Origin of the sequence: Sphaerochaeta pleomorpha str. Grapes (genome assembly GCF_000236685.1) — a bacterium.
In the GTDB taxonomy this organism is placed as follows: domain Bacteria; phylum Spirochaetota; class Spirochaetia; order Sphaerochaetales; family Sphaerochaetaceae; genus Sphaerochaeta; species Sphaerochaeta pleomorpha.
In genome coordinates, this window is sequence record NC_016633.1 from 2,528,376 (window position 1) to 2,544,256 (window position 15,881).

Annotated in this window: 13 protein-coding genes and 1 tRNA gene; 5 read left to right on the plus strand and 9 right to left on the minus strand. The window is 46.1% G+C overall.

Annotated elements, in window-relative coordinates:
* Positions 1-59: 59 nt before the first annotated feature.
* Positions 60-1,601, plus strand: coding sequence for an RNB domain-containing ribonuclease (locus SPIGRAPES_RS11500; RefSeq protein ID WP_215904747.1), 1,542 nt, complete (start codon positions 60-62; stop codon positions 1,599-1,601).
* A 125-nt stretch (positions 1,602-1,726) separates the two neighbouring features.
* Here the strand turns inward: SPIGRAPES_RS11500 and SPIGRAPES_RS11505 are convergent, their stop codons facing one another.
* From SPIGRAPES_RS11505 to SPIGRAPES_RS11530, 6 genes are all read right to left on the minus strand, one after another.
* Complete coding sequence (locus SPIGRAPES_RS11505) at positions 1,727-2,071, minus strand: hypothetical protein (RefSeq protein WP_014270924.1); 345 nt, start codon at positions 2,069-2,071, stop codon at positions 1,727-1,729.
* Between the two features lie 12 nt (positions 2,072-2,083).
* Positions 2,084-3,304 carry a cation:proton antiporter gene (locus tag SPIGRAPES_RS11510; RefSeq protein ID WP_014270925.1) on the minus strand — a complete coding sequence of 407 codons (1,221 nt, stop codon included), beginning with the start codon at positions 3,302-3,304 and terminating at the stop codon, positions 2,084-2,086.
* Between the two features lie 19 nt (positions 3,305-3,323).
* A complete protein-coding gene (locus tag SPIGRAPES_RS11515) occupies positions 3,324-3,770 on the minus strand; it encodes a PTS sugar transporter subunit IIA (protein WP_014270926.1) in 447 nt (148 codons plus the stop codon).
* A 209-nt stretch (positions 3,771-3,979) separates the two neighbouring features.
* The gene (locus tag SPIGRAPES_RS11520; RefSeq protein ID WP_014270927.1) at positions 3,980-4,942 is read right to left on the minus strand and encodes a DUF4382 domain-containing protein; all 963 of its coding nucleotides are present in this window, start codon (positions 4,940-4,942) and stop codon (positions 3,980-3,982) included.
* Positions 4,943-5,177: 235 nt separating this feature from the next.
* Positions 5,178-6,707 (minus strand): deoxyribodipyrimidine photo-lyase, encoded by a 1,530-nt coding sequence (locus tag SPIGRAPES_RS11525; protein ID WP_014270928.1) that lies wholly within the window; start codon positions 6,705-6,707, stop codon positions 5,178-5,180.
* 51 nt (positions 6,708-6,758) lie between these two features.
* A tRNA-Ala gene (locus SPIGRAPES_RS11530) sits at positions 6,759-6,832 on the minus strand.
* 192 nt (positions 6,833-7,024) lie between these two features.
* On the opposite strand from SPIGRAPES_RS11530, the gene SPIGRAPES_RS11535 reads away from it, so the two are divergent.
* The 3 genes from SPIGRAPES_RS11535 (at position 7,025) to asd (ending at position 10,366) form a co-directional block, all read left to right on the plus strand.
* Positions 7,025-8,491, plus strand: coding sequence for a DUF1538 domain-containing protein (locus SPIGRAPES_RS11535; protein ID WP_014270929.1), 1,467 nt, complete (start codon positions 7,025-7,027; stop codon positions 8,489-8,491).
* On the plus strand, positions 8,488-9,126 hold the full coding sequence (locus tag SPIGRAPES_RS17360) for a P-II family nitrogen regulator (RefSeq protein WP_014270930.1): 639 nt from the start codon (positions 8,488-8,490) through the stop codon (positions 9,124-9,126). Before SPIGRAPES_RS11535 ends, SPIGRAPES_RS17360 begins: the two co-directional genes overlap by 4 nt.
* Before the next feature lie 217 nt (positions 9,127-9,343).
* Positions 9,344-10,366, plus strand: coding sequence for an aspartate-semialdehyde dehydrogenase (gene asd / locus SPIGRAPES_RS11545; RefSeq protein WP_014270931.1), 1,023 nt, complete (start codon positions 9,344-9,346; stop codon positions 10,364-10,366).
* Positions 10,367-10,439: 73 nt separating this feature from the next.
* On the opposite strand, the gene SPIGRAPES_RS11550 is transcribed toward asd, so the two are convergent.
* Complete coding sequence (locus SPIGRAPES_RS11550; protein ID WP_014270932.1) at positions 10,440-11,834, minus strand: NAD(P)H-dependent oxidoreductase; 1,395 nt, start codon at positions 11,832-11,834, stop codon at positions 10,440-10,442.
* A gap of 104 nt (positions 11,835-11,938) precedes the next feature.
* Here SPIGRAPES_RS11550 and SPIGRAPES_RS11555 point away from each other — a divergent pair, with 104 nt between their 5' ends.
* Complete coding sequence (locus SPIGRAPES_RS11555) at positions 11,939-12,523, plus strand: NUDIX hydrolase (RefSeq protein ID WP_014270933.1); 585 nt, start codon at positions 11,939-11,941, stop codon at positions 12,521-12,523.
* A gap of 3 nt (positions 12,524-12,526) precedes the next feature.
* Here the strand turns inward: SPIGRAPES_RS11555 and SPIGRAPES_RS11560 are convergent, their stop codons facing one another.
* Together SPIGRAPES_RS11560 and SPIGRAPES_RS11565 are read right to left on the minus strand one after the other, a co-directional pair.
* Positions 12,527-13,450, minus strand: a complete 924-nt coding sequence (locus SPIGRAPES_RS11560) for a polysaccharide deacetylase family protein (RefSeq protein ID WP_014270934.1) — start codon at positions 13,448-13,450, stop codon at positions 12,527-12,529.
* A 154-nt stretch (positions 13,451-13,604) separates the two neighbouring features.
* Entirely contained in the window at positions 13,605-15,857 is a 2,253-nt protein-coding gene (locus tag SPIGRAPES_RS11565) for a U32 family peptidase (RefSeq protein WP_014270935.1), read from the minus strand.
* Between the last annotated feature and the right edge of the window lie 24 nt (positions 15,858-15,881).

Sequence of the window (15,881 nt, forward strand, 5' to 3'; positions counted from 1 at the left end):
GGTAGGGGGTATCCCAATAAAATCACTGATAAGCAAGTTCTTCTGGCCAAAAAGCCGGGATGTCGATTCTGCAGGCTGCCATTGGGATTATGTACATCCATTGGTCTGTGAAGGTGGTTGGAATGAATGTTTCTGATGATAGGAAGGACCGAATCCTCTTGGAAAAAATTGCACATCAGGCAATGCTTGACCGTGGGCTTGCCCCAGATTTCTCCAAATCGGTTCTTGCCGAACTTGAGGCGATCAAGGGTCCTGCAACATATGATTCTGTACCGGAAATGATTGATTTACGTGACAGGCTCTGGTGCTCCCTCGATAATGATGATTCTAAAGACCTTGATCAGTTGACTGCGGTTGAAACCTCTGACAAGGGGTTTGCCAAGATTTTGATAGCGATAGCAGATGTCGATGCGGTGGTAAAAAAACAGTCAGCTATCGATTTGCATGCACAGCAGAATACTACCTCAGTCTATACGGTACCACAGGTATTCCCTATGCTACCCGAGAAGTTATCTACAGATATTACCTCACTCAATTTTGACAGAGACCGTCTTTCGCTTGTCGTTGAAATAGACCTTGCCGATGATGGCACTGTGCTCAGTTCTTCAATCTATAGGGCTATGGTACGCAACAAGGCAAGGCTTTCTTATACTAGTGTCGCAGCCTGGCTGGATGGGACAGGAGCTATGCCAGTAGAAATTGCCTCAGTCAAAGGGATGGAGGAGAGTCTGCGTTTGCAGGATAGTATTGCCCAGAAAATGAAATTGCTCCGTCATCAACACGGGGCCCTCGTCCTTGAGACGATCGAGGCCAAACCGGTTTTCTCTGGTGATACCCTGATGAATCTGGTACCTGATACACGGAATCGTGCAAAAGAAATTGTCGAGGATTTTATGATTGCGGCAAACGGGGTTACTTCACGATTCCTTACCGCTAAAAAGTTCCCTTCGATCAGGCGGATAGTTACAGAACCCAAAAGATGGGACAGGATTGTAAAAATTGCCGCTGACAAAGGTACTGTCCTGCCTAAGAAACCAGATTCTTTGGCTCTGGAGAATTTCCTCATTGCATCCCAGAGGGCGGAACCCCTACGGTTTCCTGATTTGTCTCTCAGTGTAATAAAGTTACTGGGTTCCGGAGAGTATATCGTCCAGATGCCTGATCAAACGGGAAAGGGGCATTTTGGACTGGCAGTAAAGAATTATACCCATTCGACTGCACCCAATCGTCGTTTTCCTGACTTGATCACCCAGCGTCTGTTAAAATCTGCAATTGCTGGCATTCCCTCTCCCTATTCGGTTGAAGAGCTTACTTCTCTTGCCCAACATTGTAACGAGGCCGAGAATGCCGCAAATAAAGTAGAGCGGCAGGTTGTAAAATCTGCTGCGGCAATTCTCCTTGAATCAAGGATAGGAGAGCAGTTCGATGCTATCGTAACAGGAGCGGCCGCCAAGGGTACGTGGGTGCGTATTTTTGATCCTCCGCTGGAAGGACGCCTCGAAAGTGGTTTTGAAGGCTTGGATATTGGTGACAGACTTCGTGTTCAGCTGGTGAGTACCGATGTGAACCGGGGATTTATCGATTTCAAGCGGGTGAGATAAAGCCCGGCATTATTGAAAACACCTTCCAGATACTAATTTTGGAAGGTGTTTTCCGGTCTTATGCGTGTGACTCATTTTGTAATACAGCAAACATATGTTGCAAGTCTGGTTGTAAGGATTCTGTCCTACTTGCTCCAACCTGAAGCTTGGTCAAATGACATCGAAACAGGAAGCACCATAAGATTGAGGATATCTTCTTTTTTCAGGGGAATCCCACCTGCTTCCAGGTTCTGGAGCAACTCCTTGGCATCATCTGGGGAATCGATGGGCGCCATGATAATCAATCTCTCTCCCTCTTTGTCGGTCCTACTTTGTAAAAAACCCGTAAAGAGACTGAATTCGCTCTCTAGGCTGCTGTTTAGGTTCTTTGCATCAAAAGCAGAGGCTTTTGTTATTCCTATACTCTGGAGAGCCAGAAATACGTCTTCTTTATAGTCTAATTGTGATAATTCAATAACCAGTAAATTCATGGCGTTCTCCTTTTATTGGGAATCCGAACTCTTGTTCGTTTCTCCTGCTTTCTTCAATGCAAAGCGGGTTAATAATGGTCCTATGATTTCAGTGATAATAGTGGTAAACAGCAGTACGTTGATGATGGTACTCGCAAGGTTTATCCCATTTTCCCCAAATTGAGGCATTGTGAATTTCTTATTTATGGCCAAAGCCAAGGCCAAAGCGACACCGACTTGGGGCAGGAGTGCGAAACCGACAAGGTTCCTTGTCTGTTTGGGAGCCTTTCCGATGATAGCCCCGAGTGTTGCCCCACCCATTTTGCCAATGCCTCTTGCAAAGAAGTAAAAGAGACCGAGAATCCCAATTTTCCCAATCAAGGAAACATCCAAATGGGCTCCTCCGAGAATAAAGAAAGCGACCAGAAAGATTGGTGAGAAGTTCGCAACAATGTTCTCGCTTTTTTTGCTCAACGTAGGTGAACTGTTTACGATTACCATGCCGAAAGCCATGATTGAGAGCAGTTCCGAAATTCCGAGCAATTCGCAGATCCCGAGGAGGGCAAAAAGGAAGGTTGCCAGCAAAAGGGCAATCCAATCGTTGTTTTTGACCTTTCGTAGAATAAGGCTATACATGATAGCTGCTACGACGCCGATACCCAAGGCCATGAGGATGGAAAGCAGTGCAGAAGCAAACATGGAAGAAATGGCCACTGAGTCCCCTAGGAGACTGGAACTGACAAAACCTTCTACGAATACATAGATAATAAGTGCAAAAGCATCATCCAAGCCTACAACTGCAAGGATTGTAGAAGTCAGAGGTCCCTTCGCCTTATATTGCTTGATTACCGCTACGGTGGCTGCAGGGGCAGTAGCTGAAGCAACGGCTCCCAATAGCAGGGATGTATTCAGGTCTGCCTTGTAAATATATTGAAGAACAAGAAATACAACGGTAAAGGCACCGAGGCTTTCAAACGTTACAATTGCCAGGATACTTTTTCCCAGGCGTCTGATTACGTCCAGTTTCAATTCAATACCGATGGTGAAAGCAATCATACCCAAGGCTATGGTGGATAGGGGGCTGAGCGCATTCAAGACCTCGGTGGTCAAAAGTTTGACAAGTGAGGTTCCCAAAATTACACCGAGTAATACATACCCGGTGACCTCGGGAATCTTAATTGCATTGGTTATCAATTTAATACAGTATCCTGCACCAAAGATGGCGGCAAGATATAAAAACAAATGAAATTCCATGTATTCTGTTTCCTTGACCCTAGAGCTCTGCGAATGCAGCCAGAACAGCTTTTGCATCTTTAGCGGCCATCAGGGCTTTTCTCCTGGCAGGGTTCTTGATGACAAGCGTGATTTTTGAGAGGATTTTGAGGTAATCGGTTTGACTATCGCTAGGACCGCCAATCATAAAGACAAGGCGAACAGGCCGTTTGTCGATGGCATCCCAGTTGGAATCCTGAGACAAAATAGCAGGAATAACAAAGAATTCCTGAATTTCCGGTAATTTTGCGTGGGGAATAGCTACCTGCAAGCCCATACCGGTACTCATGATGGCTTCTCTTTCAAAGATTGCATGTTTGAATGAATTTTCATCTGGTATTAGACCAGATGAGGCCGCATGTGCCACCATTGCAGCTAGCACTTCATTTTTGTCACTGTTGTTCAAAAACAATACTGATGATTCCGAAAGATAATCGAGTATCCGCATGAGCTTCTCCCTTCCAGCGCAAAGCATAGAATTTTGGCCTTGCTTTGTAAAGGTTGTAGGAGAATATATTCGCTTCGATGCTATTTCTCTTTCAGGAATATAAAAACCTTTCTATTGACTAAGAAGGAATGGTCGGTTCTTCAGAAAAAGAGAGGAGAGAGGTTTTATAGCCTCTCTCCCTGAAAACAGTATGTCCTTGTATGAAAATCCTAAAGACTGCCGCCTACAGCCACATCTTGGGTGGTGGTTGATTCAGATTCCACCACTATATCGCGATAGGTAGTTGAATCTATTACTGTATACGAACCGTCATCCGCAACTCCGGCAATTATCAAATCATAGGTGCCTGCTGATAGGAATGGAAGTACATACCCGTTTGAGATAGGGTCAGCTACAGCACTGCTGATAGCATTTTCAAAGGGTATGAAGGTATCATCCGGGTCTTCGGTTCCTGAAGGGGCCTCAGTGTCTGTATAGCTACCGTTGGCATAGGCAAAGATGGTGTATGCATTGTAGGTGGACAGGTTTGTCGTGAAATTGCCAGCTATAGTTCCTGCTTGGTGGTTTACAACCAGACGGAGGGTAGGCTTGAGGATGTACTCGTCAAGTCCACCTCTTTTTACAACTGACTTCCGTACATCAAAGTCTGCGGTGATTTCAACTTCTCCGTTTCTTGGAATGGTGAAATTACCCACTGCCTTGTATCCTGTTTGGCTCCCGCTTGGTACAAAAAGCTCGTGTTTTACATCATCATCGTAATTGCCGTCAGCCTCGCTGTTGGGGTCAATCAAGATATAGTTGTTTGGATTTGCTTTTTGTGCAGCTCCCTTTTCTTGCACATCCAGCATGAATCGAATCTGGGTAACCTCTCCTGCACGTATGACGGTGTTGGACAGAGGTGCTACAGTACCCCCGGTGAGTTCCAGCAGGTTGAATACTTGTGGACCTATAAAATCAGGATCTTTAATCCATGCCCCATTCAAGTTGTATTCAACTGATTGGATGGTAATGAATACCCCTTCGACATTCTGTGCATCGACAATCGGTGCATCGGTAAGACTTAACTTGATTGTCCCCGATCCATCTGCTGCAAATGAACAGCCCAGTAGCAAAAAGGTGACCAGAAAAGCTCCCAAAAAAACTTTGACAAAGCGATGCAATTTCTTTTGCATACGTTTACGACCTCCCGTGAGATTATGCTCTCATGTATAGCTTCGAAATCTGTAGCAACATGTGTTTCCCTCACATCTTCCTAACAGATTGCCCTAAGAATGAACCTCTGGCTGGAATGGAAATTCCCACACACCAAACGTACAAGCTTCTATGTAAACAACAATAAAGTACCATGATAGTTACATCGTTGGAGGGTATTGCCTTTGTGGATGTCTTTTTGCTTTCGTTGGCTGTCTAGGTATTTTCAGCAGTAGGGTTTGTGATGCCATGGGTTTGCAGCTGCTTTTCTATTCGCTCAATGTAATCCTGCATCGTGAACTTCCGTTCCAGTCCCTTGTCATTCATATAGCGTACATTGCCGAAAATGGCACGTTCTGCCCAAGGACGGTCATGCTTGCCGAAACACCATGCGATCCCGGCAAACCCATTGGGGTCTCGTCCATCCATTTGGTACTTGTTGTTCAGGTAGAGTGCGGTAGCGAATGCTTCTTGTGGCGTTTCGCTCCATTCAAGGATTTTTTTCCCCCAATACATGCGCATATACCCATGCATGGTCCCTAACCCGACAAGTTCTCTTTGGGCGGTATTCCAATACCTATCATGGGTCTCTGCCCTTTCGAGCTGTTCTTTGGTGTAGATGCTAGTTCGTTTGTCTGCCTGATGCTTTTGCATTGAGGCACGGGCCCATGCAGGCAGACCCTCATATGCATCATAGAGAGGGTTGTAATAGACAAAATTCATTGCCAGTTCCCTTCGGATTACCAATTCTTCCAAGAATGGTGCAACGTCAGGAAGACCTGTCTTCATTACCTCTTGATAGATGGTCACGGGACTGATCATGCCGAAATGCAAATAAGGGCTGAGATGGGATACATGGGGAATTGCAGGGTCATTACTCTTACTGCCATAACCCTCTAGATTTTCCTGGATAAAGGTCTTTAGGATTGCTGAGGCATTTGCTTGCCCTCCATGCATCCAAGGGCACTGGCTTGCCTCCTCGGCAATACCCAGGTGTTCCATCAAAGCTGGGATTTGGGAAAGGTCGGCAGAGGCATACGGGGTATCTAGATTGAGGGAGGGAACCGAAAGCGCAAGGACAGGAAGCTCTTGGATGCATTCGCCAATCATTGGGGTAATCTTGCGGCGTAAGGTTGCAGCTGAATATTCCTCCTTGGTGGAAGCACATTCGACGGGAACTATTACGTTTGATTCGACCATTATCATTGCACAGGGCGTTTCTTGGGCAACCTGTGCACGCCAGGCGCGTTCATGGCGAGTATAGCCACGGTCTACCACCAAATATGCCATATGACTGTAAAGCGGTTTCAGCCCTTCGATGATGCCATAGGGATGGACAAGCAAAGGAATGCCCAGCTCTTTCAAATCCTTTTCTGTTTCTTCCATGCCTTCCAGCATAAACCGGTAATGGCGTCTATTTGCTTGTGGGAAATTCGCAGTTATCCCAAAGTAGACAAGCAACGGCTTATGCATAGCATTTGCCGTTTGGATGGCATACGACAACGCGTCATTCTGGATGGTTCTTTGTGAGGCTTGCATCCAATAGACTACATAGTCTCCGTTGGTATTGGGTGCTTTGTCATTGAGAATCTTGAGGCGGTAATCGCTATTCATATAAGAAAGCTTAACACACAAAAGCGGACATCGGTTGGAATTATCGGTCTGCGTTAGCATCTCTTTGTAGTGTATATGATAGCCTATCAAAGTCCTCTGATGGGTGAGGCGGTGCCAACAGAGGCTTTCCATGCTTTTCCCAAGAGCAAAAAAAAAGCCGCTGATTACCAGCGACTTGCTAAGTGGAGGTAAGGGGAATCGAACCCCTGACCTTTTGAATGCCATTCAAACGCTCTAGCCAACTGAGCTACACCCCCGAAGCGACAACAGAGTGAATAATAAAGATTGGAATAATTAAAGTCAAGTAGGTTCAAGGCTTTGTCCCGTAAATATCCTTTATGATTCCTCTTGTGGAAAACCCCGGTTTTATTGTCCGTTTATCTCTTGTCTGATATACTAACGGTCTCGCAACTATTTTCCCGAAAAATAATGGTATCAGGAGGGAATGCATGGAGCTGCTCCGTAAGCTGAAGGAAGTTTCCATTTCCATTATCCCCATATGTATATTGGTCACTCTTTTACACTTTACGATATCCCCTCTAGTAGAGTCCCAGCTTGTTTCTTTTTATCTGGGATCTGTTTTTGTCATTGTGGGGCTCGCCTTGTTCTTGGTAGGCACTGAGATAGGGCTTCTTCCCATCGGAGAAAAGATAGGCTCCGTGGTGACAGGTAAAAGGAACCTTCCCTTACTGATCTTCGTAGGCGTCATTATTGGATTTGTCATCACCTTTGCAGAACCGGATATTTCTGTGCTTGCCAGCCAAGTGCAGAAGGTAAATCCATCCCTATCTCCCATATTGCTCATCACACTTATAGCCTTGGGGGTAGGGTTGTTCGTAACATTGGGTATGCTGCGGGTTCTTTTTGCCCTTTCCCTCAAAAAACTTTTGGTCTTGTTTTATGTCCTTATCTTTATCCTTGCCTTTTTTTCCGACCCTTCTCTGGTCGCCGTTGCCTTTGACAGCGGGGGAGCGACAACCGGACCCATGGCTGTTCCCTTTATCATGGCGCTTGGATTGGGCATTGCCCGCATCCAGAAACGCCAGAATGAAGCAGACACCTTTGGGTTCATTGCCCTCGCTTCCATTGGCCCCATCCTTGGGGTCTTGGTGCTGGGACTCTTGAAAACCAATGCAGATATGGTTTCGGTATCACAAAGCATGCCCGCTTATGAAACCAACGGTTTTCTCCACCTGTTTCCCGAGATGGCCAGAGACGTTGCCAAGGCTCTGGCTCCCTTGGTATCAATCTGTGCACTCTTTCAAATTACCCTGATCAAGATGCCTGTGAGGCAAGTATTCAAGATGATCATGGGCATCCTGTATTCCTATATTGGCTTGGTTGTCTTTTTTGTCGGTGCCCAGGGAGGGTTCATGCCGGTAGGCTATACCATGGGCAGTACACTTTCTGCAATATCGCCTTCCTTGCTTATAGGTATGGGTTTTATCCTGGGGGCAATAACTGTCATTGCCGAACCTGCCGTATGGGTGTTGGTGGATCAGGTAGAAACCATTAGCAATGGACATATACGAAAGAAAGTAATGCTCGTTGCCATGGCAGTAGGGGTATCGCTGGCAATCGGTCTATCCCTATTGCGTATAGTTACAGGCCTTTCCCTCTGGTATTTCTTGCTTCCCGGGTATGGCCTTGCCCTGCTTTTGATGGCCTGGTGTCCCCCCTTGTTCTCGGCAATGGCCTTTGATAGCGGAGGAGTGGCCTCAGGTCCTTTGAGCTCCACCTTCATCCTTTCCTTTGCCATTGGTGCCTCAACGGGTTTGGGTGGCAATCCTGCTACCGATGCCTTCGGGGTGATAGCCTTCGTTGCCATGACTCCCCTAGTGACCATCCAGCTATTGGGCTTGCTCTATAAACGAAAACAAGCAAAAATGAAGAGCAAAGGAGAAATCAGAACATGATATATCACCGACTGGTATGCATTGTAGAGAAAAATGAAGCAGAAAATCTGATGACTCTTGCAAAAGCTGCAGGAAGTACCGGGGGAACAATTTTTTCGGCCCGGGGAACTGCCAGTAGCAATTTCCTTTCTTTTCTCTGCCTTGGCGACTCACGTAAGGAAATGTTGATAACTGTAGTGGATGACCAGCATTTTTCCTCAGTTTTCAAAGCCCTCACGGAAGGCAGATACACAAAGAAGGGGCTCTGTCTTTCCCTTCCCTGTATTAGGGCCTATATAAACCAAACGACCAATCCTTTACAAGGAGCTAAAAACATGCAGAATAAATGGGAAATGATTCAAGTAATCTGTAGTAGTGGCTATGCAGACGATATAATGGCTACGGCTCGCAAGGCCGGTGCCGGTGGAGGTACCATCGTAGATGGTCGAGGAACGAGCAAACCCGACGATGTGACTTTTTTCGGAGCCAGTCTGGTACCTGAAAAAGAGATGCTGATGATTTTGGTCGAACAAGAAAAGGCCGAGGATGTATTTTCTGCCATAGTCAGTCTTCCCTGCTTGCAGCAACCAGGAAGTGGTATTGCCTATTCCTTGCCAGTGGAGAAATTTGCAAACCTCGGGCACAGTCAAGAGTGATATACAACTATCAAAAAAGAGGATATGCTTTGTATCAAATTGACCCAGTCTACAGAAAATCGTTCACTATGATGAATTTATGTGTTAATATAATAACAATTTGTTAAAATAAATCATATTTTGTTAGAAGTGCCTTGAAAAAGTTTTCCAAACAAGGTAACGTACTATCACTTTAGGTATTTGAACGGTGTAACCTAACCGTTCGGGAGAAACTCAAATGGATAAGAAATTCAAAGTTGCCGTAATGGGCGCAACTGGCGCTGTTGGCCAGGTATTTATGTGGATGCTCGCCGATCACCCTTGGTTTGAGGTCAGTTATGCCACAGCTTCAGCTTCCCGTGTTGGACTTCAATACGCATCGACCGTCCACTGGGTTCTCCCCATGGAAATGCCAGAACAGATAAAAACCATTGAAATACAGGAATTCAACTTTGAGGCAATGAAGGAAGCCGGTGTACAGATTGTATTCTCTGCCCTTCCTGCAGAAGTTGCCCGTGAGGCAGAGCCTCAGCTGAGAGCCAATGGATTCTATGTTTTCTCCAATGCCGCAGCAATGCGTTATGACAGTAACGTACCAATCCTCATTCCAGAGACAAACCTTGAAAAACTGGATTTGATCAAGGATCAAGGTTATCCTGAAAGCGGGTTTGTCGTTACCAATGCAAACTGTGTTACGACCGGTCTTGCAATGGCACTTGCCCCGCTTCGTAAATTCGGTATCAAGACCATCATGATGAACAGTTATCAGAGTGTAAGCGGTGCCGGTTACCCAGGACTCTCTTCTTTCGATATTACAGACAACTGTATTCCTTTCATCAAGGGCGAAGAAGAGAAGATTGAAAAAGAAGTAAAGAAGATTCTCTCCATTTCCCCTGAAGTCTATGCCTATACTGTTCGTGTTCCCGTCATGTTCGGCCACCTCGAGTCAGTATGGCTCGACCTTGAGCAGGACGTGGAAATTGAGGACGTTATCAAGGCCTGGGCTGACTTCAAGGAAGTTGCAGAGCTTCCCTCTACCCCTAAACAGCCTGTAGAATACGGTTCAGACAACACCTTCCCCCAGCCAAAGTATGCTTTCTGGGGAAACCCGAAGGGCATGGTCGTCTATACCGGGCGCCTGAAAAAGAAGAACGGGAAGATTGGATTCCTGTTGCTGGTTAACAATATCGTCAAGGGTGCTGCCGGTGGTTCAATCCAGAATGCAGAAGCCTTTGTCGAAAGGTTTGGCCTCCGTAAGTAAGTCTTGTCTTCTCTATGCAGTTTGCTACAGATGGGCTTTTGCAGATAGTATTTGCAAGAGCCCATTTTTGCGTTTATTGGCGATGGCTCTCCACGATATGCTTGTGTTGGAGAATGTACATCTCGGGAATTTTCTTATGCGCTTCACGCCGAAAGAACTTGAAAGAGAAGGGAATTCCCATAAGGATATTGAACATCTGGTTTCCTACCTTGCGCTGGGGAAAGTCATAGAGCTTGTTTTTCCTATAGAATCGATGGTCATCTTTGGCAAATCCACGCATCCCATAGATTAAGTCACGAAAGATTTTCTGCCCGCCAAGACCGAGAAAGGTTTTGCTTTTTTGGTAATTTTCCAGGATTGAAAGGTCGAGTCGTCTGGCCAAGTCAGTGATGAGTGATTCCAGATAGGCTGAGTCTTCATATTCATCACTGACAATCCCCACTGAATTTTCCTTTCCCACTTGGTCTTTACCCTCAAGGAATTCCCTCACATTGGGAAGATTTCTCAGCTGACCTGAAATCAAGTAGCCGGTATGTTTGCCCATCATGCTTGTCCTATGTCCATTGGCGAACGTCCGATCCAGAAAAAGCTTCCATATTGGCTTGAGATACCTTTTTTCAAGATTCATGGCATACACGATGGCATCGCAACTGTTGACCAGATCGATATAGAAGCTCTGGAATCCGTCCTTTCGTGCACAATCACCTACAAATTCGCATTGCAGACATCCCTTACACCCTGATTCAAAGGGGAACTCATTGATATCGATAACCTGTACCTGATAGGGATATGCTTCCAGGAAGACTTCGATCATCCCTGAGAGGTTACCCTTTTTCTGATATTCGTCGGTCAATAGGACCGTCTTGAAAGAATCGTCTTTCTTTGTTTTCCCTTGTCTGGGAGAAGGGGAGAATCGTGGGATTGGTGTGTCAGGCAGGGGCGCGAATTTTCGTTCTACCGGTGCTTTGTTTCTACAGGAGTCAAGGAAACTGTGCATAAAGAAACGCATGTCCTTCCTTTCCCTCGATTTCAGCATATCTGCATTGTCGGCAGTCCTCCCTTCGATGTAGTGCATCCCAAGGTCTTCGCAGGTTGCCCTGATCCAAGCTTCTGCAAGGTGATCGTAATAATGGAAACAGGTGAGCATCCCCGTTGCCCATTTGTCCTTGAAGATTTTATCTTCCCCCATAGCATTGATAAGGGAGAAAAGGCGCATCAGTTGCCAGGGTACGAGCATCGTATAAACAGGGGTTGTAAAAACAATAGCATCACACCAACGGATATCTGCCATGGTCTTTTGTAACCATTCCTTATCGAATTCTCTATCGGAAAGTACTTCGCCCACCTGGGCTACTCGATAGTCGATGGATGGTTCCTGGCCAAGCATATATAACGAATGTTGGAGCGAAAGGCTCAAATCTCCCTTGGGGCTCCCGTTAACTATGAGTACCTTGCTATTCTCTTCCATAGTTGACTCCTTTTGAACTTGTATTCTAAGTCCATATTCCTGTAAAAAAAATAGGGAAAGATGATTGTCTTGGCAAAATTTTTATCGGGAAAGGTATTCTAGGAATGGGAATACAATGCTATGCTAGCTGCATATCCAAAAAGGTGAAGGTGTGGAAACTGATGGAATACTGGGACCTTTATGATGCAGACAGAAAGAGCCTTGGACGCGTGCATCAGCGTGGATTTGCCCTTCCGCAAGGGACCTACCACCTCGTAGTATCAATCTGGACGGTGAATGCAAACAATGAAATCCTGCTGACTCTCCGTTCTCCTGCCAAGGATTTGTTTCCCAATTACTGGGAGACTACTGCAGGGGCAGTCCTTGCCGGAGAAACAAGCAAACAGGGCGCTGCTAGGGAATTGTTTGAGGAAACGGGGATTGTTGTTAGCGAAGACGAATTGGTTTTTTTGGAAACCAATGAAAAGAAAAATGCATTTGTCGATTTGTTCATAGCGCAGAAAGATATCAAATGTACTGATATTGTATTGCAGGAAGGTGAAACCGTTGATGCCAAATGGGTCTCGGTTCATGAATTGGAGAGAATAATCAAACGTGGGGAATTGGCCTTCCCCGTTGCGCAAAGGTTTGAACAGGTAAGGATCCAATTCGAAGCGTTCCTGAAAAATAGGTCTCAGCATAATTCGTAGGATTCAACGTCCGGAAAGTTTCAACATATTCTGAGTGAATACATCGGTACTATAGTTCTCAACATTGAAACCACCGATTTGCATCAGGTCCAGGGAACTGAGTAGGGTTGCGACAGGCCGGGAAGTCCTGATTACTGTAAAACCGACTTTTTTTGCAATATCGATTATTTCCTTATCCCCCGCACCGCTTCCGAACGGCAAAGCCAGGGCCTCTGTCGGATACCCCGTTTCCTGTTCGATAATTCGTTTTGACTCGGACAGTTCCCTCTGGATCTCTGAGGAGGTCAGGTCGCCCAAAGGCCTGTGGGTAAGCGAATGGGAACCGAAGAAAAACAAGCGTTTCCCGTTCACATCTCGGTAATTGGCCATCTCGCGGATTTGTTCCCAACTCATATAGCCAACCGTCCCAATAAAGTTGGGCACGAGGAAAAAGGTTGCCTTGGTTTTGTATTCCTTGAGCAGGGGGAACACGATGCCATACATGGAAAGATCCCCGTCATCGAAGGTAATGACAGCCTGGTCGGTCTTCAATGTCCCTTTGCCCATATTGTCGATCAATTCTGAAAAATCGGTAACCGAATAGTTTCTCTTCAGGACAATAAGGTCATGTTCGAAATTATAGAGGTCCCTATTGTAGATATTCCCTGTTCGCCCATACACGATATTATGGTACATGACGACAAGCAGTTTAGGATTTGCCCGGACAGGAGCTGTTGTCTGTAACTGGTTTGGGTCTATCGTACGCACCGAGATTTCGGAGTTGGTTGTGGGTTTCCAGTATCGGATACTGGAAATGGTTACAGGATTCAGCGCTGCAGGCTTTTCCTCTGCATAGGTGGAATTGGTTGCAAATGCTTTGAATGCTATCAATAAGCCTATAATTAAAAGAATACCTATCTTGTTTCTATGGCTGTGTATATAGGTCATTGTTTCATTTCCTTACGTATCTGATAGTAATAAATACTGTGCTTGATGGCAATGTTATACGTCTGTTTATTCGTATTGAAGGTAAGGGGCTATGGCTACAGACAAAAAAACAGCCACACCCGATTGTTTTTGCAACGAATGTGGCTGTCTTTTCCTAGGCTTTTACCACGGTGGTAATGCAATCATTTACCATGACATGATATCGGTGGTTCTGCTGTTTTACATACCAGGAACCCTTGTGTGGGCATTGGTCGCATTTGAGCATCAAGGAATCATGGCGGAAACAGCTCCTGCTTATAAACAGGGGAGGTGCATACAACGTTCCTACTCTGGAGGGCTCAAACGGCCATCGCTCAGATGCAAAGGAATCATTTTCCATCCAGAGATATCCTCCTGCCAGACTTGGATAAATCTGTAAAGCCATCTTGGCAGCCTCGCTGTTTGCAAGATAGAGGTAGGTGTCGAAAAAGCAGTGTACGTCCGGGTTTCTCTTTGCCCAGCGAATCTGGGCGATATTATTCAACCCGATAAGCGTTCTTTCCAGATAGTTTCCTTCTTTGAGCATACGTACGATTGTATCGAGGCTTTTGTAATACCGTTCTTCTTCGAACATCACAGGAGAGAGGGGCAGGTAGAAAAGATCATTTTCGAAAAACAGCAATCCTTCTATCTTTTTCCCGCTTTCCAGCATTGATGCAACCTGATAGATGTCGAGGTACGGCAACCCTTCCTTTGTACAGAGCTTTTCCCTGCTTGGTAGGGTTACCATATCGGCTTTTCTTTCAGATGCAGGGAAAACAACTTCACTTTCCAACCAATTGGCAAGTTTCTTGTCAAGGATTCCGTACCAGTCACGTCTGATCGATTTCAGAACGGAAAGGGGCAGAAATACCTCTTCGTCCTTCAATCCGGTCTCATTCGTATAGGATAGTGAACCCAAGGTACAGTAGGACGTATCACTCTGGGAAAAAATAGTCTCAAGGTGATGGGTCAAGTCCTGGCTTTTTTTGGCCACCGAAATATCGGCCGGGTAGTTCTGATTAATCTTTTCGCCCATGAAACTGGTTTGGAGGGAGATCCCTTCTTTTCCTATTCTTACTTCCAGGTCCAAGGGATATTTCACCGTCTGCACACTCTCATTGAGCAAGGCAGGGTTCTGGTCGTGGGCACTGATCAGATACAGGGTTTCCCCTGCATGGGGGATCGGACCGGAACGGGGTATTTCGATCTCTACTGTTTCGCCTTTGTATGCATAGGTGATACTATTTCCCTTGTTGTCATAGATTCCACTGAGGCTGAATTTGACCGTATCGATTGGCTGGTTGATGCCTTTTGTAAAAAACATGATGCCATCGCGGATAGCAAGGTTGCATTTGGTTGTCACCACTGCATAGTCGCCTTTGACAACGAGAACCTGTGCAGCCGGGATACCCCTGTGCCCAGGATAGCTCGTGCTGCCCAAGGTAGGTTTCTTTCTTGGTACGAACGATTGGCTGGTCCTTCCGTAGCCAGTGAGCCAGCCTCCGGTCTGTCTTCGGGCAAATACGACTGAAAGGCTCTCTTCGAGCGCTTGTTTTTCTTCTTCCGTTGCTGTTCCGTCGAGGACAGAACGATAATATTTGCTGGCAGCCTCGCTGTAGGCGGGTCCCTTCATGCGGCCTTCAACCTTCAGGCTTTCGATACCCATCTCATCAAGGGCCTTTGCTGCCTCGCCTCCCTTGAGGTCACTCATGGAAAAATACCATCCGGTTGTTTTTCCTTCGGGTACAGGGGAGAGAGCTTCAGAAACTTCCTTGTCCCCTTCGAGGGAGAACCAGGAACGGCAGATCTGTGCACAGGCCCCGCAGTTGGCGCTGCGGCCGCAAAGTTGCTGGCTTGCCGTACAGAGACCGGAAAATCCATAGCAAAGGGCCCCATGGATAAATACTTTCAACTCGATATCGGGACAGGCTTCCCGTATTACCTGGATTTCTTCAAGTGTCAATTCCCTAGAAAGGACGACACGTTCGAATCCCATATCCTGCATTTGTCTCACGCCTTCAATAGTATGGACAGCAAGCTGTGTGCTTCCATGCAGGCTCAGCGAGGGGAACTGGGTTTTGATGAGGTGGGCGATACCCAGGTCCTGGACAATGACTCCATCGCAACCGATGAAGGAAATCTGGCGTAGAAGTTTTACCGCATCACTAAGTTGTTCATCGGTAATGATTGTATTTACCGTTACATAGATTTTTTTCTGTTGCTCATTTGCTACCTGCTTGAGTTTTGCCAGGTCTTCAAAGTTGAAATTGGTAGCTTCTTTTCTTGCAGAGAACCTGTGCATGCCAAGATAAACGGCATCGGCACCTTCTTTGAAGGCTACCAGGGCTGCCTGGAGAGATCCTGCGGGCAGTGCTAATTCAGTCATGATACATCCTTTGGCCCATTCCGG

Bases quoted from the DNA above. Each gene is read 5' to 3' on its own strand.
- SPIGRAPES_RS11500 (WP_215904747.1), top strand. From the start codon at position 60: ATGTCGATTCTGCAGGCTGCCATTGGGATTATGTACATCCATTGGTCT.
- SPIGRAPES_RS11505 (WP_014270924.1), bottom strand. From the start codon at position 2,071: ATGAATTTACTGGTTATTGAATTATCACAATTAGACTATAAAGAAGAC.
- SPIGRAPES_RS11510 (WP_014270925.1), bottom strand. From the start codon at position 3,304: ATGGAATTTCATTTGTTTTTATATCTTGCCGCCATCTTTGGTGCAGGA.
- SPIGRAPES_RS11515 (WP_014270926.1), bottom strand. From the start codon at position 3,770: ATGCGGATACTCGATTATCTTTCGGAATCATCAGTATTGTTTTTGAAC.
- SPIGRAPES_RS11520 (WP_014270927.1), bottom strand. From the start codon at position 4,942: ATGCAAAAGAAATTGCATCGCTTTGTCAAAGTTTTTTTGGGAGCTTTT.
- SPIGRAPES_RS11525 (WP_014270928.1), bottom strand. From the start codon at position 6,707: ATGGAAAGCCTCTGTTGGCACCGCCTCACCCATCAGAGGACTTTGATA.
- SPIGRAPES_RS11535 (WP_014270929.1), top strand. From the start codon at position 7,025: ATGGAGCTGCTCCGTAAGCTGAAGGAAGTTTCCATTTCCATTATCCCC.
- SPIGRAPES_RS17360 (WP_014270930.1), top strand. From the start codon at position 8,488: ATGATATATCACCGACTGGTATGCATTGTAGAGAAAAATGAAGCAGAA.
- asd (WP_014270931.1), top strand. From the start codon at position 9,344: ATGGATAAGAAATTCAAAGTTGCCGTAATGGGCGCAACTGGCGCTGTT.
- SPIGRAPES_RS11550 (WP_014270932.1), bottom strand. From the start codon at position 11,834: ATGGAAGAGAATAGCAAGGTACTCATAGTTAACGGGAGCCCCAAGGGA.
- SPIGRAPES_RS11555 (WP_014270933.1), top strand. From the start codon at position 11,939: ATGGGAATACAATGCTATGCTAGCTGCATATCCAAAAAGGTGAAGGTG.
- SPIGRAPES_RS11560 (WP_014270934.1), bottom strand. From the start codon at position 13,450: ATGACCTATATACACAGCCATAGAAACAAGATAGGTATTCTTTTAATT.
- SPIGRAPES_RS11565 (WP_014270935.1), bottom strand. From the start codon at position 15,857: ATGACTGAATTAGCACTGCCCGCAGGATCTCTCCAGGCAGCCCTGGTA.